General features: G+C 59.0%; 12 protein-coding genes. 3 read left to right on the top strand and 9 right to left on the bottom strand.

What is annotated here, in order from left to right:
• Positions 1-13: 13 nt before the first annotated feature.
• A complete protein-coding gene (gene rplM, locus AO065_RS11730; protein WP_004881525.1) occupies positions 14-442 on the bottom strand; it encodes a 50S ribosomal protein L13 in 429 nt (142 codons plus the stop codon).
• Between the two features lie 493 nt (positions 443-935).
• On the opposite strand from rplM, the gene AO065_RS11725 reads away from it, so the two are divergent.
• Positions 936-1,832 carry a GlxA family transcriptional regulator gene (locus tag AO065_RS11725; RefSeq protein ID WP_162234367.1) on the top strand — a complete coding sequence of 299 codons (897 nt, stop codon included), beginning with the start codon at positions 936-938 and terminating at the stop codon, positions 1,830-1,832.
• 75 nt (positions 1,833-1,907) lie between these two features.
• On the opposite strand, the gene zapE is transcribed toward AO065_RS11725, so the two are convergent.
• From zapE to AO065_RS11710, 3 genes are all read right to left on the bottom strand, one after another.
• Positions 1,908-3,002 carry a cell division protein ZapE gene (gene zapE, locus AO065_RS11720; RefSeq protein ID WP_004881527.1) on the bottom strand — a complete coding sequence of 365 codons (1,095 nt, stop codon included), beginning with the start codon at positions 3,000-3,002 and terminating at the stop codon, positions 1,908-1,910.
• 61 nt (positions 3,003-3,063) lie between these two features.
• Positions 3,064-4,413 carry a tryptophan--tRNA ligase gene (locus AO065_RS11715; RefSeq protein WP_004881528.1) on the bottom strand — a complete coding sequence of 450 codons (1,350 nt, stop codon included), beginning with the start codon at positions 4,411-4,413 and terminating at the stop codon, positions 3,064-3,066.
• A gap of 27 nt (positions 4,414-4,440) precedes the next feature.
• The gene (locus AO065_RS11710) at positions 4,441-5,070 is read right to left on the bottom strand and encodes an alpha/beta hydrolase (RefSeq protein WP_032650795.1); all 630 of its coding nucleotides are present in this window, start codon (positions 5,068-5,070) and stop codon (positions 4,441-4,443) included.
• Positions 5,071-5,214: 144 nt separating this feature from the next.
• Here AO065_RS11710 and AO065_RS11705 point away from each other — a divergent pair, with 144 nt between their 5' ends.
• Complete coding sequence (locus AO065_RS11705; RefSeq protein WP_004881530.1) at positions 5,215-5,649, top strand: Z-ring associated ZapG family protein; 435 nt, start codon at positions 5,215-5,217, stop codon at positions 5,647-5,649.
• A gap of 669 nt (positions 5,650-6,318) precedes the next feature.
• On the opposite strand, the gene cysN is transcribed toward AO065_RS11705, so the two are convergent.
• The 3 genes from cysN to AO065_RS11690 form a co-directional block, all read right to left on the bottom strand.
• Positions 6,319-8,217, bottom strand: a complete 1,899-nt coding sequence (gene cysN, locus AO065_RS11700; protein WP_004881531.1) for a sulfate adenylyltransferase subunit CysN — start codon at positions 8,215-8,217, stop codon at positions 6,319-6,321.
• A gap of 12 nt (positions 8,218-8,229) precedes the next feature.
• On the bottom strand, positions 8,230-9,147 hold the full coding sequence (cysD, locus tag AO065_RS11695) for a sulfate adenylyltransferase subunit CysD (protein ID WP_004881532.1): 918 nt from the start codon (positions 9,145-9,147) through the stop codon (positions 8,230-8,232).
• 144 nt (positions 9,148-9,291) lie between these two features.
• Positions 9,292-10,050: a Nif3-like dinuclear metal center hexameric protein gene (locus tag AO065_RS11690; RefSeq protein WP_004881533.1), complete on the bottom strand. Its 759-nt coding sequence runs from the start codon at positions 10,048-10,050 to the stop codon at positions 9,292-9,294.
• A 110-nt stretch (positions 10,051-10,160) separates the two neighbouring features.
• Between AO065_RS11690 and algW the strand changes: the two genes are divergently transcribed.
• Positions 10,161-11,321 (top strand): Do family serine endopeptidase AlgW, encoded by a 1,161-nt coding sequence (gene algW, locus AO065_RS11685; RefSeq protein WP_004881534.1) that lies wholly within the window; start codon positions 10,161-10,163, stop codon positions 11,319-11,321.
• 193 nt (positions 11,322-11,514) lie between these two features.
• Here algW and hisC read toward each other — a convergent pair whose 3' ends face one another.
• Entirely contained in the window at positions 11,515-12,567 is a 1,053-nt protein-coding gene (gene hisC / locus AO065_RS11680) for a histidinol-phosphate transaminase (protein ID WP_004881535.1), read from the bottom strand.
• Positions 12,567-13,913 carry a histidinol dehydrogenase gene (hisD, locus tag AO065_RS11675; protein WP_004881536.1) on the bottom strand — a complete coding sequence of 449 codons (1,347 nt, stop codon included), beginning with the start codon at positions 13,911-13,913 and terminating at the stop codon, positions 12,567-12,569. The genes hisC and hisD overlap by 1 nt, the downstream gene beginning before the upstream one ends.
• Positions 13,914-13,967 lie beyond the last annotated feature (54 nt).

Genomic DNA, 13,967 nt, shown 5'->3' with positions numbered 1-13,967 from the left:
ATGAACTATTCCGTTAAAACTTCAGTTCTTGGGGCTGCTGAGCAGTATGAGGGTGTACAGCGCCCGCATAGACTTTCAGCTTACGATACATGTCGCGACCCAGCGGGTTCTTAGGCAGCATGCCTTTGACCGCGGTCTCGATCACGCGCTCAGGAGCTTTGTCGATCAGCTTTTCGAAGTTGATCGACTTGATCCCGCCCGGAAAACCGGAGTGTGAGTAGTAGATCTTGTCGGTAGTCTTGGCACCGGTAACGCGGATCTGCTCGGCATTGATCACGACGATGTAGTCGCCGGTATCAACATGCGGAGTGTATTCCGGTTTGTGCTTGCCACGCAGACGGCTCGCGATTTCGGTGGCCAGACGACCCAGGGTCTGACCAGCAGCGTCGACGACGAACCAGTCGCGCTTAACTGTTTCCGGTTTAGCAGTAAAAGTTTTCATTCTTTATAGCCTCAGGGGCCGCCCTGAAAATGAGACGGCGGATCTTACTGAATAGTGCGTACTTTGACAAGTCAAAGGCAGCCGGAAACAGACGCTATCGGGGGCTCGGGTCAGCGCGTCCGTTCTACGGCAAGATTCTTCGGCAGACGGCGCATCACTTCCACTGCAAAGAGCTGGCGGATTATACAGGCTGAAAAAATAACCTCAACCGGTTTTTCGTTCACGTTCTGTTTATTGCTCCGGACCGCCGTGATGGAGGATATTTGCCGCCTGCCATGCAGCCTTAGGAAGGGCCGCGCACTTCGGACTGCCTGCAACCTGACTGGACACGCCCGAGAAAAAATAAGACGATCCAGCCGTTGATTGACCATTTACCCATATAAGAATAAAGACTATGCCAACCCAACACTCAACGCCTCTGCGGCGCGTCAGCATTCTGGCCACCGACAAGGTGTTCGCCTCGACCCTGATGCAGGCCAAGGACTTTTTCCACCTGGCCAGCCTCAGGTACAGCAGACAACTGGGTCACGGCCTGGTCCCCGCTTTCGAAATACGCCTGGTCAGCCCGGACGGTCAGCCCGTCGGCAGCTTCAGCGACGTCACGCTGCCGGTGGATGGCGACCTTTGCCAGAGCGACATCATCGTGATCCCGGCATTCTGGGATGATTTCGACGCGCTCTGCCAGCATTACCCTCAGGTCCTGCCGTGGCTGCGTGAGCAGCATGCCCGGGGCGCAGTCCTGTGCGCAGAAGCCACCGGGGTCTTCTGGCTCGCCGAGGCCGGACTGCTCGACGGCAAGGAAGCGACCACCTACTGGCGTTTTTTCAACCAGTTCGCCGAGCGCTACCCGAACGTGCTGCTCAATCAGGAGAAACACCTGACCGACGCCGACAACCTGTATTGCGCGGGCGGCACCACGTCTGCCTGCGACCTGTACATCTACCTGATCGAGCGGTTCTGCGGTGCAAACGTCGCACAGGCCGTGGCCCGCGACATTCTTTATGAAGTGCGGCGCACTTACTCACCGGGCAGAATCGGCTTCGGTGGTCAGAAGCTGCATCAGGACGTGATCATTCTGCAGATCCAGCACTGGCTCGAGGAACACTTCGCGGACAAGTTTCGCTTCGAAGATGTGGCAAGGGAACATGGCATGAGCATTCGCAACTTCATGCGCCGCTTCCAGACCGCCACCGGTGACAAGCCGTTGCATTACCTGCAACGCCTGCGCATCGAAACCGCCAAGGGTCTGTTGTCCGGCTCGCGCAAAAGCATCAAGACCATCAGCTACGAGGTCGGTTACGACGACGCCAGCTTCTTTGCGCGCCTGTTCCGCCAACACACCGAACTGTCACCGAATCAGTATCGCCAGCAATTTCAGCAGGCCGCCTGACCGGCTGGAACCTGCGAGACGCAAAAACAAAAAAGGCCTGCAATGCAGGCCTTCCCGTATCTGGCTTTCAAACCGTCAAGGCTTGTGCGCCCGCGACAGAAACTCGTGGGACTGCATTTCCAGCAAACGGCTGAGGGTCCGCTGAAATTCGAACATCAGTCGACCGCCGGTGTACAAATCCTTCAGCTCGACTTCCGCCGAGATGATCAGCTTGACGTTGCGATCGTAGAATTCGTCGACCATGTTGATGAAGCGACGGGCGATGTCGTCCTTCGAGACGTCCATCTGCTCGACACCGCTGAGCAGCACGGCGTGGAAAATCTTGCCCAGCTCAATGTAGTCGTTCTGGCTACGCGGGCCGTCGCACAATTCGCGGAAATCGAACCAGGCCACGTCGTCACAGGTGCGCAAGGCACGAATCTCGCGATTCTCGATCACCAAAACATCGTTCTCGATGGTTTCTGCGCATTCCGGCGTCAGCGCCTTGAAGCTTTTGCGCATGCTGTCCTGCGCCGCTTCATTGAGTGGGAAGTGGAACAGTTCAGCCTGTTCCAGATGACGCAGACGATAGTCGACGCCACTGTCGACGTTGACGATGTCGGTATTCTGCTTGATCAGCGCGATGGCTGGCAGGAAGCGTGCACGCTGCAGGCCATCCTTGTACAAGCCGTCCGGCACGATGTTGGACGTCGCGACCAGCGTCACACCATTCTTGAACAGTTCTTCCATCAGGGTGCCGAGGATCATCGCGTCAGTGATATCGGACACGAAGAACTCGTCGAAGCAGATCACGCGTGCCTCATCGGAAAAACGCCTGGCGATGATCGTCAACGGGTTTTTCTCGCCCTTGAGGGTCTTCATCTCTTCGTGCACGCGCTTCATGAAGCGGTGGAAGTGAGTACGGACCTTGTCCTTGAACGGCAGTGCGTCGAAGAAGGTATCGACCAGATAGGTTTTGCCGCGCCCTACTCCGCCCCAGAAATAAAGGCCTTTGACCAGGGTCGGCTCTTTCTTGCCGAACAGCTTGCCGAACAGGCCGGGCTTGCTGTCATGGGAAGCGATCAGATCGTCGTACAGGCGCTGCAAATGACGCACAGCATTCTCCTGCGCGGCATCATGGAAAAAGTCCGGGCGCTTGAGATCAGCTTGATATCGTTCTAGGGGCGTCATATTCGTTAGCAAGGCAACAAAAACGGGCCGTCACTGTAACGACGACCCCGGGGAATGGCAATCAGTCCTGTTGAGGAGCGAGTGCCGACTTGAGGGTCTGGATGGCGCTGTCGCGTGCGGCAGCATCGGCAAACACCGGACTGTCGGCCACGCACGCGTCATCCAGCCAGAGCGTGAAACGATCAGCTTCAGTACGCAGATCGAGCTCACCGCCCTGCTGCAACTGTTTGCTCACTGCACCCGCCGCCTTGCCGTCGGCAAAATTGCGCGACAACAGCAACTGTTCCCCATCGGCCGCCAGCAGACGGAAACGGAAGCTGCCGTCATCCTCACGGAAGCTGACGAAGCGTGCACCCTTGGCGGCTTTCTTCTTGCCGGTGTCCGCGCCCTGCACCACGGTACGGAACGAGCGCAGGCCGACTGCCTCACGCAGTTCGCCGAGGAACGGTGTGGCGACACGACGGGCCTTCTCGGCACCCGCCAACAGAATGTCTTCCAGATCGGCTGGACGCTCGATCAGGCCCAGATACTTTTCACGCTTCTCGGCCAACTCGGCGTCCAGCAACGTGAACAGACGATTTTTCGCCTCACCCCAGCCAAGACCTTCCAGCAACTCGGTACGGAACGCTGCGCATTGCTCGGGCGTGGAGAAGGCCTGATACAGCGTGAACAGATGGGAATTGTCCGGATCCTTCGCTTCGCCCGGCGCGCGCGAGTCAGTCACGATGCGCGAAATCGCATCCTTCATCTCTTTGGCGCTGCTGAACAACGGGATGGTGTTGTCGTAGCTCTTGGACATCTTGCGGCCGTCCAGACCGGGCAGCGTCGCGACACTCTCCTCGATCAGCGCTTCGGGCATGACAAAGAATTCCTTGCCCTTGCCGAACAGGTGGTTGAAGCGCTGGCCGATATCACGCGCCATTTCGACGTGCTGAATCTGATCGCGTCCCACCGGAACCTGATGTGCGTTGAACATCAGGATGTCTGCCGCCATCAGCACCGGATAGCTGTACAGCCCCATCGTGATGCCGGAATCCGGATCCTCGCCACCTTCGACGTTCTTGTCCACCGACGCCTTGTAGGCATGCGCACGGTTGAGCAGGCCCTTGGCGGCCACGCAGGTCAGCAGCCAGGTCAGCTCAGGAATTTCCGGGATGTCGGACTGACGGTAGAACGTCACGCGATCAACGTCCAGACCCGCAGCCAGCCAGGTCGCTGCGATTTCCAGACGCGAGCGCTGAATGCGCAGCGGGTCATCGCATTTGATCAGCGCGTGGTAATCGGCCAGAAAATAGAACGAGTCGAAGCCGCTCTGACGGCTGGCGACGATGGCCGGGCGAATCGCGCCCGCGTAGTTACCCAGATGGGGGGTGCCGGTGGTCGTGATACCGGTCAGGATACGAGTGGTCATGGCAGGTCGCTTATCTATGGGCTGCAATCAATTGGAGAGACGCGGCAGGATCAATTCTTTGAGATCGGTCAGCTTGCCGTGAAAAAAGTGTCCGCATTCTGCCACTTTCAGCAGCTCATGGGGACGCTGCAGCGCAGCCGACCAGGCGTAGACGGTTTCCGGTTCGATGACTTCGTCGGTTTCGGGCTGAATCACCGTCAGCGGGCAATTCTGCGGCAGCACACTGTGGTCCTGCAGGCGAGAAGCGGCGGCGGCGACCAGAAACAGGTGCTTGAGTTTTTCGCCCTGTGCTTCAAGCCGGCCACCCAGATTCGCCGCGACGTAACCGCCGAAGGAAAAGCCGAACAGGGTCATTGGAAGATCCGGGTGTTTTTCACGTAGCCATTTGGCGGCAGCCTGTGCGTCATCGATCTCGCCAGGCCCTGCCACTGACGTTCCGGCACTGGCGCCGACGCCACGATAATTGAAGCGCAGGGTGATCAGGCCTTCGTCCCGCGCAGTGCGCTGTAACGTGGAGACGACTTTATTGAGCATCGTTCCACCCTGGATCGGGTTAGGATGGCAGATCAGTGCGACGCCTCTGGCATCGGGTACGTCCTGATACAGTGCTTCGATCTGGCCCTCGGGGCCATCGATGAATAGTGGGGTTTCGCGCATGAGCAAAAAGAACTCCGTGACCTCGAAATGGGTCAACTCGTCTAGCTGATTGTCTGTGGCTTGCATATCAACGACACGTCGCGGGTATACAGCGCAGGTTCGAGCCGTTAACGTAAAGCAAAGCCGTTTATAGAGGAAGGACTCGTGGAACACTCGCTCTTAGTCTGGTTGCTGCCGACTCTCGCCCTGGTTGCCGGTGTCGTCATTGGTTTCCTGGTCGCACGTCTGCTGCCCAACACCGTTCCGAACAGCACCCAGCGCCAGCTGGATGACATTCAGGAGCGTTTCGATACCTATCAGAACGAGGTGGTCACTCACTTCAACAGTACGGCTAATCTGGTCCAGAAGCTTTCGCAAAGCTACCACGACGTACAGGAGCATCTCGCCGAGGGCGCCAACCGTCTGGCCCTTGACGAACTGACCCGCCAACGTTTGCTGGCCGCTCTGCACCCGGAGGCCAACCAGGCTCCTCGCGACCGCCTGACACCGCCACGCAACACCGAAGCCCCAAAGGATTACGCGCCAAAATCGCCTGACACCCCGGGCATGCTGGACGAGCATTACGGTTTGAAGAAGTAACGAAACCGCCAGTCCTACCGAAGGCCGCCATTCGAAATGAACGGCGGCTTTTTTATGTCTGCCATAGCTACTACGTAAGATTTCAAAGACTCTCAGACAACGCAGAAAATTCCTACGACCGTCAGGGACTACACGCTCTACCTGCCATCGCCCCGCCTCCGTATCTTCCTGCCTACTCAAGGAGGAATCGATGAATAGAATTTTCTTGGGGATGCGTGCTCACAGCCAGCTGCGTTCTTGGCGATTGCGTAAAGGACTGCTACATCTTTCAGCTCAAGCCAGAGACCCGACTGACACTCAAATGCGAGACAGCCCCATTTCATCGTCATCGCGAAAATGCATGAATGGCGATTGAAAGTGGTTTGTTACCTTCGTATCCAGAGAATAAAAGCGCCGAGAGGGAGACTCCATGCGAAAAATCATCTGTTTGCTTATGCTCGCCATGCTGTCTGGCTGCGTGTCAGGAGACTGCGAGAAAGACTGCTATCTGATCAAACACAGCATCCCGGACCTTGAACATGCATGCACAATGGATCCGCACCGGGGAGGTTGTCCGATCAATCCTTGATTGCCCGCACGGGCTTTTCAAGGTCATGCGACTCAATCCCTGGCGCCACGATCAAACAAAAAACCCGCCATCATCGGCGGGTTTCTGTAACAGGCTGAGACTCAGATCGCGCCGCGGCTGCGCAACACGTCCAGCACCCGCTTCACGCCTTCATCCACGGTCAGCGTCTGGGTGTCGATCACCAGATCGGCATCCAGCGGCACGTCGTACGGGAAGGACTCGCCCGGGATGTTGTCGCCGTCGGCAGCGTACAGGCCCTGAGGATCACGCTCACGGCAGATGGCAGGCGATGCCTGGACGTAGACCGTCACGAGGCGTTCCTTGCCGATCAGCGCTTTCACGCGTTCACGGCCTTCGGCATCCGGCGCCACGAACGCGGCCAGGGTCAACAGACCGGCTTCGTTGAACTGACGCGCCACGTGAGCGGCACGGCTCCAGTTTTCGGTACGGCCGGCACGGTTCTGCGGCAGACCTTTGTTCAGGTCATGACGCAAGTTCTGGCCATCCAGCACGTATACGGCGCGGCCCATGTCGAACAGCTTGCGCTCAACCGCGTAGGCCAGCGTGCTTTTACCCGCGCCCGAGAGGCCGCTGAAGAGCACGGTGGCTGGCTGCTGACCGAAGCGCTGAGCGCGCTCCTGAGTGGTCACGTGCGCGAAGTCGCCATGATGCGTCGAGCCACCGGCACTGACCGGCTTGGCGATGATCATGCCCGCCGCTACCGTGCCGTTGGTCAAACGGTCGATGACGATAAACGCACCGGTGGTGCGGTTGCTGTCGTAGCCGTCCAGCGCGATAGGCGCGTCGAGGCTGATCTTGACGCGGCCGATCTCGTTCAACTGCAGCGAACTGGCAGGACCTTCGACCAGCGTGTTCACGTCAACGCGATGAGTGATGCTGGCAATCGAACCCGGCACGTAGCTGGTGGCGCGTTTGATGTCGTATTTCTTGCCCGGCAGCATCGGCTCTTCAGCCATCCAGACCAGCATGGCGTCGAACGCGTCGCTGACCTGCGGGACGTTGTCGGCATGCACCAACAGGTCGCCACGGGAGATGTCGATCTCGTCTTCCATGGTCAGCGTCACGGCCTGACCGGGACCGGCCTGCTCCAGCTCGCCTTCGAAGGTGACGATGGATTTCACGCGGCTGCTCTTGCCCGACGGCAGCACGACGATTTCATCGCCCTTGTGCACGAGGCCGCTCGCCAGCGTACCGGCAAAGCCACGGAAGTTGAGGTTCGGACGGTTGACGTACTGCACCGGGAAACGCAGGTCGGTGTAGTTGCGGTCACTGGCGATTTCGACCGTTTCCAGAATTTCCATCAGCGACTGGCCGGTGTACCACGGCGAACGCTCGCTGCGGTTGACCACGTTGTCGCCCTTGAGCGCCGACATCGGCACGAAAGCCATGGTGGTCGGCTTGAAGGCGATGCCTTCGGCAAACTTCAGGTAATCGGCCTTGATCGACTCGAACACGCTCTCATCGAAGCCGTTGAGGTCCATCTTGTTGATGGCGACCACGATGTGTTTGATGCCCAGCAGGGACGCGATATAGCTATGGCGACGGGTCTGGGTCTGCACGCCGTAACGCGCGTCCACAAGAATGATCGCCAAATCGCAGGTCGATGCACCGGTGGCCATGTTGCGGGTGTACTGCTCGTGGCCCGGGGTATCGGCAATGATGAATTTGCGCTTGGCCGTGGAGAAGTAGCGGTAAGCGACATCGATGGTGATGCCCTGCTCGCGCTCGGCCTGCAAACCGTCAACCAGCAACGCCAGGTCGACGTCGTCGCCTGTGGTGCCGGACTTCTTGGAATCACGGGTAATGGCTTCCAGATGGTCTTCGTAGATCATCTTGGAATCGTGCAGCAGGCGTCCGATCAACGTGCTCTTGCCGTCGTCGACGTTGCCACAGGTAAGAAAGCGCAGCATTTCCTTGCGTTCGTGCTGGCCCAGATAAGCGAGGATGTCCTCACTGATCAAATCAGATTGATGCGACATGTGACACCCCCCTTAGAAATAACCCTGACGTTTCTTTTCTTCCATCGAGCCTGCGCCATCGTGGTCGATGACCCGGCCCTGACGTTCGGAAGTTCGCGTCAGCAGCATTTCCTGAATGATGTCAGTCAGGCTGGTGGCTTCGGACTCGACAGCACCGGTCAACGGGTAGCAGCCAAGCGTGCGGAAACGCACCTTCTTCTTGACGATGCGCGCCTTTTCCTCGTCCGTGAGGTGTTCGAGGATACGATCGTCGTCGATCATGATCAGCGTGCCGTTCTTCTCGATCACGTCACGCTCGGCCGCGAAGTACAGCGGCACAATCGGGATGCCTTCAAGGTAGATGTACTGCCAGATGTCCAGCTCGGTCCAGTTCGACAGCGGGAACACGCGGATCGACTCGCCCTTGTTGACGTTGCCGTTGTACACGTTCCACAGCTCGGGACGCTGGTTCTTCGGGTCCCAGCGGTGCTTGCTGTCGCGGAAGGAATACACGCGCTCCTTGGCGCGGGACTTCTCTTCGTCGCGACGTGCGCCACCGAAAGCTGCGTCGAAACCATGCTTGTCCAGCGCCTGCTTGAGGCCCTCGGTTTTCATGATATCGGTGTGCTTGGCGCTGCCGTGGGTGAACGGGTTTATACCCTGTGCCACACCATCGGGGTTGATGTGGGTTATCAGGTCCAGGCCCATTTCCTCGACCATCTTGTCGCGGAAGCGATACATCTCCTGGAATTTCCAGCGGGTATCGACATGCATGACAGGAAACGGCAGCTTGCCCGGAAAGAAAGCCTTGCGCGCCAGATGCAGCATCACGGCCGAATCCTTGCCGATCGAGTACAGCATCACCGGGTTATCGAACTCGGCGGCGACCTCGCGGATGATGTGGATGCTTTCCGCCTCCAGCTGTTTCAGATGCGTCAGTTTATCAACCATGGTTACTCACGTTCGTTGGACCGGGAAAACCCGGGGCGGCCTGCGGGCCGTATTCGAGCCGTGCACTTTATCATGCACGATATCGCTAATCAGCGCGGCGGCTAGATCGAAACGATCTATGCATATGCTCCGCCGTTTGATGGATCAGATCGGGTTTGGGCAGTCGATGAAAATGTGCTCGACGGCAAAGCGCCGCGCCAGATAATCACCCAGCGCCTGAACACCATAACGTTCGGTGGCGTGGTGTCCGGCGGCAATGAAACTGATGTCGTTTTCCCGGGCACTGTGAAAGGTCTGCTCTGACGCTTCGCCGCTCAGGAACAGATCGACGCCTTCAAGCACTGCCTGGTCGATGTAACCCTGACCGCCTCCCGTGCACCAGCCGACGCGACGAATCATCTGGCTGCCTTCGATCAGCAACGGCTCGCGACCCAGCGCCTCCTGGACACGACGGGCGAAATCGCGCGGGGTCACGGCCTCGGACAAGGAACCGATCAGACCGATCACTTTGGGGTTTTCCGGATCCAGGGGACCTTCGACGGTGATATCCAGTTGACGCGCCAACTGCACGTTGTTGCCCACGTCGGGATGCACGTCGAGCGGCAGGTGATAGGCCAGCAGGCTGATGTCGTGCTTGAGCAAGGTTTTCAGGCGACGCTGCTTCATGCCGACAACGCAAGGGTTCTCGCCCTTCCAGAAATAGCCGTGGTGCACAAGAATCAGATCAGCCTGCGCCTCGACCGCCGCGTCCAGCAGCGCCTGGCTCGCCGTGACGCCGCTGACGATCCGCATCACCTGCGGACGGCCTTCGACCTGCAGGCCATTGGGGCAGTAATCCTGAATACGGGCGCTATTGAGATAACGGTCGGCTTCTTCTACCAGGGTGCTCAGGGCAACAGCCATAAAAGACTCCTAAATATGCAGTTCAGAGCTGCTTTGTGCTCGTATAATGCCCGCCATTATGGCGCACCCGTGGCAAAAATTTCTGCGCCAAAACCACCAGGACTTGTTCAATGCTTAAAGCACTGCGCTTTTTCGGCTGGCCACTGCTGGCCGGTGTGCTTATCGCCATGCTGATCATTCAGCGTTATCCACAATGGGTCGGATTGCCCAGCCTGGATGTCAATCTGCAACAGGCGCCGCAGACGACCAATATCATGCAAGGTCCTTCCTCTTACGCAGACGCGGTGAGCGCGGCCGCGCCCGCGGTGGTGAACCTGTATACCACCAAGATGGTAAACAAGGGTGCCAACCCACTGTTCGAAGACCCCCAGTTTCGTCGCTTTTTCGGCGACAACACGCCCAAGCAGAAGCGCATGGAATCCAGCCTGGGTTCTGGCGTGATCATGAGTCCGGAAGGCTACCTGCTGACCAACAACCACGTGACCATCGGCGCAGACCAGATTGTCGTGGCACTCAAGGACGGTCGCGAAACCATCGCACGGGTAATCGGCAACGACCCTGAAACCGATCTGGCAGTCCTGAAAATAGATCTGAAAAACCTGCCGTCGATCACCATTGCCCGCTCTGACGGCATTCGCATCGGCGATGTGGCACTGGCCATCGGCAACCCGTTCGGCGTCGGCCAGACAGTGACCATGGGCATCATCAGCGCCACGGGCCGCAACCAGTTGGGGCTCAACACCTACGAAGACTTCATTCAGACCGACGCGGCTATCAACCCCGGCAACTCGGGCGGCGCGCTGGTGGATGCCAGCGGCAACCTGACCGGCATCAACACGGCGATCTTTTCCAAGTCCGGTGGCTCGCAAGGCATCGGTTTTGCCATCCCGACCAAACTGGCGATGGACGTCATGAAGTCGATCATCGAGCACGGTCAGGTCATTCGTGGCTGGCTGGGTATCGAGGTCCAACCGCTGACTCAGGAACTGGCCGAGTCGTTTGGACTGAAAGATCGTCCGGGCATCGTGGTCGCCGGTATCTTCCGCGACGGACCGGCGCAGAAAGCCGGGCTACAGTTGGGTGACGTCATTCTGAGTATCAATGGCGAACCGGCCGGCGATGGCCGTCGCTCGATGAACCAGGTGGCGCGCACCAAACCCAAGGACAAGATTGCCATCGACGTGATGCGTAACGGCAAGGAACTGCGCCTCAGCGCCGAAGTAGGCCTACGCCCACCTCCTGCGCCGACGCCTGCTGCGAATCCCGAGTGATTTGAAACGGACGGGATGACTGATCCTGTTGCGTGATCAGACCAGATGGGACGCGGAGCGTCCCGGGCGGCATGCCCACGCGGAGCGTGGGCACGATCAGTGTTGAGACGGACTTGTGTATAACAACGAGCGCTCCAGCGCGCTTACGCCGCTCTGCGTCCGCTGTCGAATGCGACGCAGGGCGTCACATCCCTCAGATGTCGCTCAATCCTTCCAGCAGCGCCTGATGCTGCTCCGGCGTACCAATACTGATGCGCAGGAACTGTGCGATGCGCTGCTGCTTGAAGTGGCGCACGATCACGCCTTGCTCGCGCAGTTTCGCAGCCAATCCGGCAGCATCGTGCTGTGGGTGGCGAGCGAAGATGAAGTTGGCGGCTGAAGGCAGGACCTCGAACCCCTTGGCCTGCAACTGTCCAACCAGTACTTCACGGCTTTCGATGACCTTGTTGCGCGTCACCTCGAAGTGCTCGATATCATCGAATGCCGCAGCAGCGCCCACGTTGGCCATACGGTCCAGCGGGTAGGAGTTGAAGCTGTTCTTGACCCGCTCCAGCGCTTCGATCAGATCAGGATGACCGACCGCAAGACCGACGCGCAGGCCTGCCAGCGAACGCGATTTGGACAAGGTCTGGGTCACCAGCAGGTTCGGATAACGATTGACCAGCGAAATCGCGGTCTCGCCGCCGAAGTCGATGTACGCCTCGTCCACGACCACGACCGAATCCGGGCTGGATTTGATGATCTGCTCGACTGCCTCCAGCGCCATCAGGCAGCCGGTGGGCGCATTCGGGTTGGGGAAGATGATCCCGGCATTCGGACGCGCATAATCCTCGACACGGATCTGGAACTGCTTGTCCAGCGCCACGGCTTCATAATCAATGCCGTACAGGCCGCAATAGACCGGGTAGAAGCTGTAGCTGATGTCCGGGAACAGCAGCGGTGCATCGTGCTTGAACAACCCGTAGAAAATATGCGCCAGCACTTCATCTGAGCCGTTGCCCAGAAACACCTGGTTCGGCTCGACGCTGTAATAACGGGCCACAGCCTGCTTGAGCAGATCGCTGTTGGGATCCGGGTAAAGACGCAGGTCGTCGGTCAGCGCAGCGCGCATGGCTTCAAGCGCCTTGGGCGACGGGCCGTAGGGATTTTCATTGGTGTTGAGTTTGACCAGCTTGCTCAGCTTCGGCTGCTCGCCCGGCACATAAGGCACCAGATCGCGAACGAAGGGACTCCAGAATTTGCTCATCAGTTGCCTTCCTCTGTGCTGCCGGCTTTCCAGCTCGGGTCGGTAATTCGGTATTCGGCGCTGCGGGCATGGCCGCTCAGCGATTCGCCACGGGCCAGCACGGATGCCGTCTTGCCCAGTTCCGATGCGCCCTCCGGCGAGCAATAAATGATCGAGGAGCGCTTCTGGAAATCGTAGACACCCAGCGGCGACGAGAAACGCGCAGTGCCGGAGGTTGGCAATACGTGGTTGGGGCCGGCGCAATAATCGCCCAGCGCCTCGGACGTGTGACGGCCCATGAAGATCGCACCGGCGTGACGAATCTGCGGCAGCCAGGCTTCAGGGTCGGCCACCGACAACTCCAGGTGCTCGGGGGCAATGCGGTTGGCCACTTCAATGGCCTGCGCCATGTCAGCCACCTTGATCAGCGCGCCGCGACCATTGATGGATGTCTCGACGATGGCCGCACGCTCCATCGTTGGCAGCAGACGAGTGATGCTGGCCGCGACCTTGTCCAGGAACTCAGCGTCCGGACTGACCAGAATCGCCTGCGCGTCTTCGTCATGCTCGGCCTGGGAGAACAGGTCCATGGCGATCCAGTCAGGATCGGTCTGACCGTCACACACCACCAGAATCTCGGAGGGACCTGCGATCATGTCGATGCCCACCTGGCCAAACACGTGGCGCTTGGCCGTGGCGACATAAATGTTGCCCGGGCCGACCACCTTGTCGACCTTCGGCACGCTCTCGGTGCCGTAGGCCAGTGCGGCAACAGCCTGCGCGCCACCAATGGTGAATACACGGTCAACGCCCGCAATGCAGGCCGCAGCCAGCACCAGTTCATTGATCTCGCCACGCGGCGTCGGCACGACCATGACCACCTCGGTCACACCCGCCACCTTGGCGGGAATGGCGTTCATCAACACCGATGACGGGTAGGACGCCTTGCCGCCCGGTACGTACAGACCGGCACGATCCAGCGGCGTCACCTTCTGGCCAAGCACGGTGCCGTCGGCCTCGGTGTAGCTCCAGGAATCCTGCTTTTGCTTTTCGTGGTAGCTGCGAACCCTCTCGGCGGCTTTCTCAAGCGCCTGACGCTGGACTGGCGTGATGCGAGTCAGCGCGAGTTCCAGACGTTCGCGGGGCAGGATCAGATCGGCCATCGAGGCGACCTGCAGACCATCGAAGCGCTGGGTGAACTCGACCAGGGCAGCGTCGCCTCGCTCACGCACGGCCTTGATGATGTCGAGCACGCGCTGATTGACCGAGTCGTCAGACACACTTTCCCAGCTCAGCAGATGATCCAGATGTCGGGCGAAATCCGGGTCGGCAGCATCGAGTCGGCGAATAGCGGTGGAAGTGGTCATGGCGAGGGCCTCAATAATTGGCGGATGCTCAGGAGCCTAAAGCTACCAAGCTAT

This window comes from Pseudomonas viridiflava (assembly GCF_001642795.1).
GTDB lineage: Bacteria > Pseudomonadota > Gammaproteobacteria > Pseudomonadales > Pseudomonadaceae > Aquipseudomonas > Aquipseudomonas viridiflava.
The sequence above is the reverse complement of the archived record's forward strand: the minus strand, read 5'-3'. Positions and strand labels throughout refer to the sequence as shown.

Bases quoted from the DNA above. Each gene is read 5' to 3' on its own strand.
- cysD (WP_004881532.1), bottom strand. From the start codon at position 9,147: ATGGTTGATAAACTGACGCATCTGAAACAGCTGGAGGCGGAAAGCATC.
- zapE (WP_004881527.1), bottom strand. From the start codon at position 3,002: ATGACGCCCCTAGAACGATATCAAGCTGATCTCAAGCGCCCGGACTTT.
- hisD (WP_004881536.1), bottom strand. From the start codon at position 13,913: ATGACCACTTCCACCGCTATTCGCCGACTCGATGCTGCCGACCCGGAT.
- algW (WP_004881534.1), top strand. From the start codon at position 10,161: ATGCTTAAAGCACTGCGCTTTTTCGGCTGGCCACTGCTGGCCGGTGTG.
- hisC (WP_004881535.1), bottom strand. From the start codon at position 12,567: ATGAGCAAATTCTGGAGTCCCTTCGTTCGCGATCTGGTGCCTTATGTG.
- AO065_RS11690 (WP_004881533.1), bottom strand. From the start codon at position 10,050: ATGGCTGTTGCCCTGAGCACCCTGGTAGAAGAAGCCGACCGTTATCTC.
- AO065_RS11715 (WP_004881528.1), bottom strand. From the start codon at position 4,413: ATGACCACTCGTATCCTGACCGGTATCACGACCACCGGCACCCCCCAT.
- cysN (WP_004881531.1), bottom strand. From the start codon at position 8,217: ATGTCGCATCAATCTGATTTGATCAGTGAGGACATCCTCGCTTATCTG.
- rplM (WP_004881525.1), bottom strand. From the start codon at position 442: ATGAAAACTTTTACTGCTAAACCGGAAACAGTTAAGCGCGACTGGTTC.
- AO065_RS11710 (WP_032650795.1), bottom strand. From the start codon at position 5,070: ATGCGCGAAACCCCACTATTCATCGATGGCCCCGAGGGCCAGATCGAA.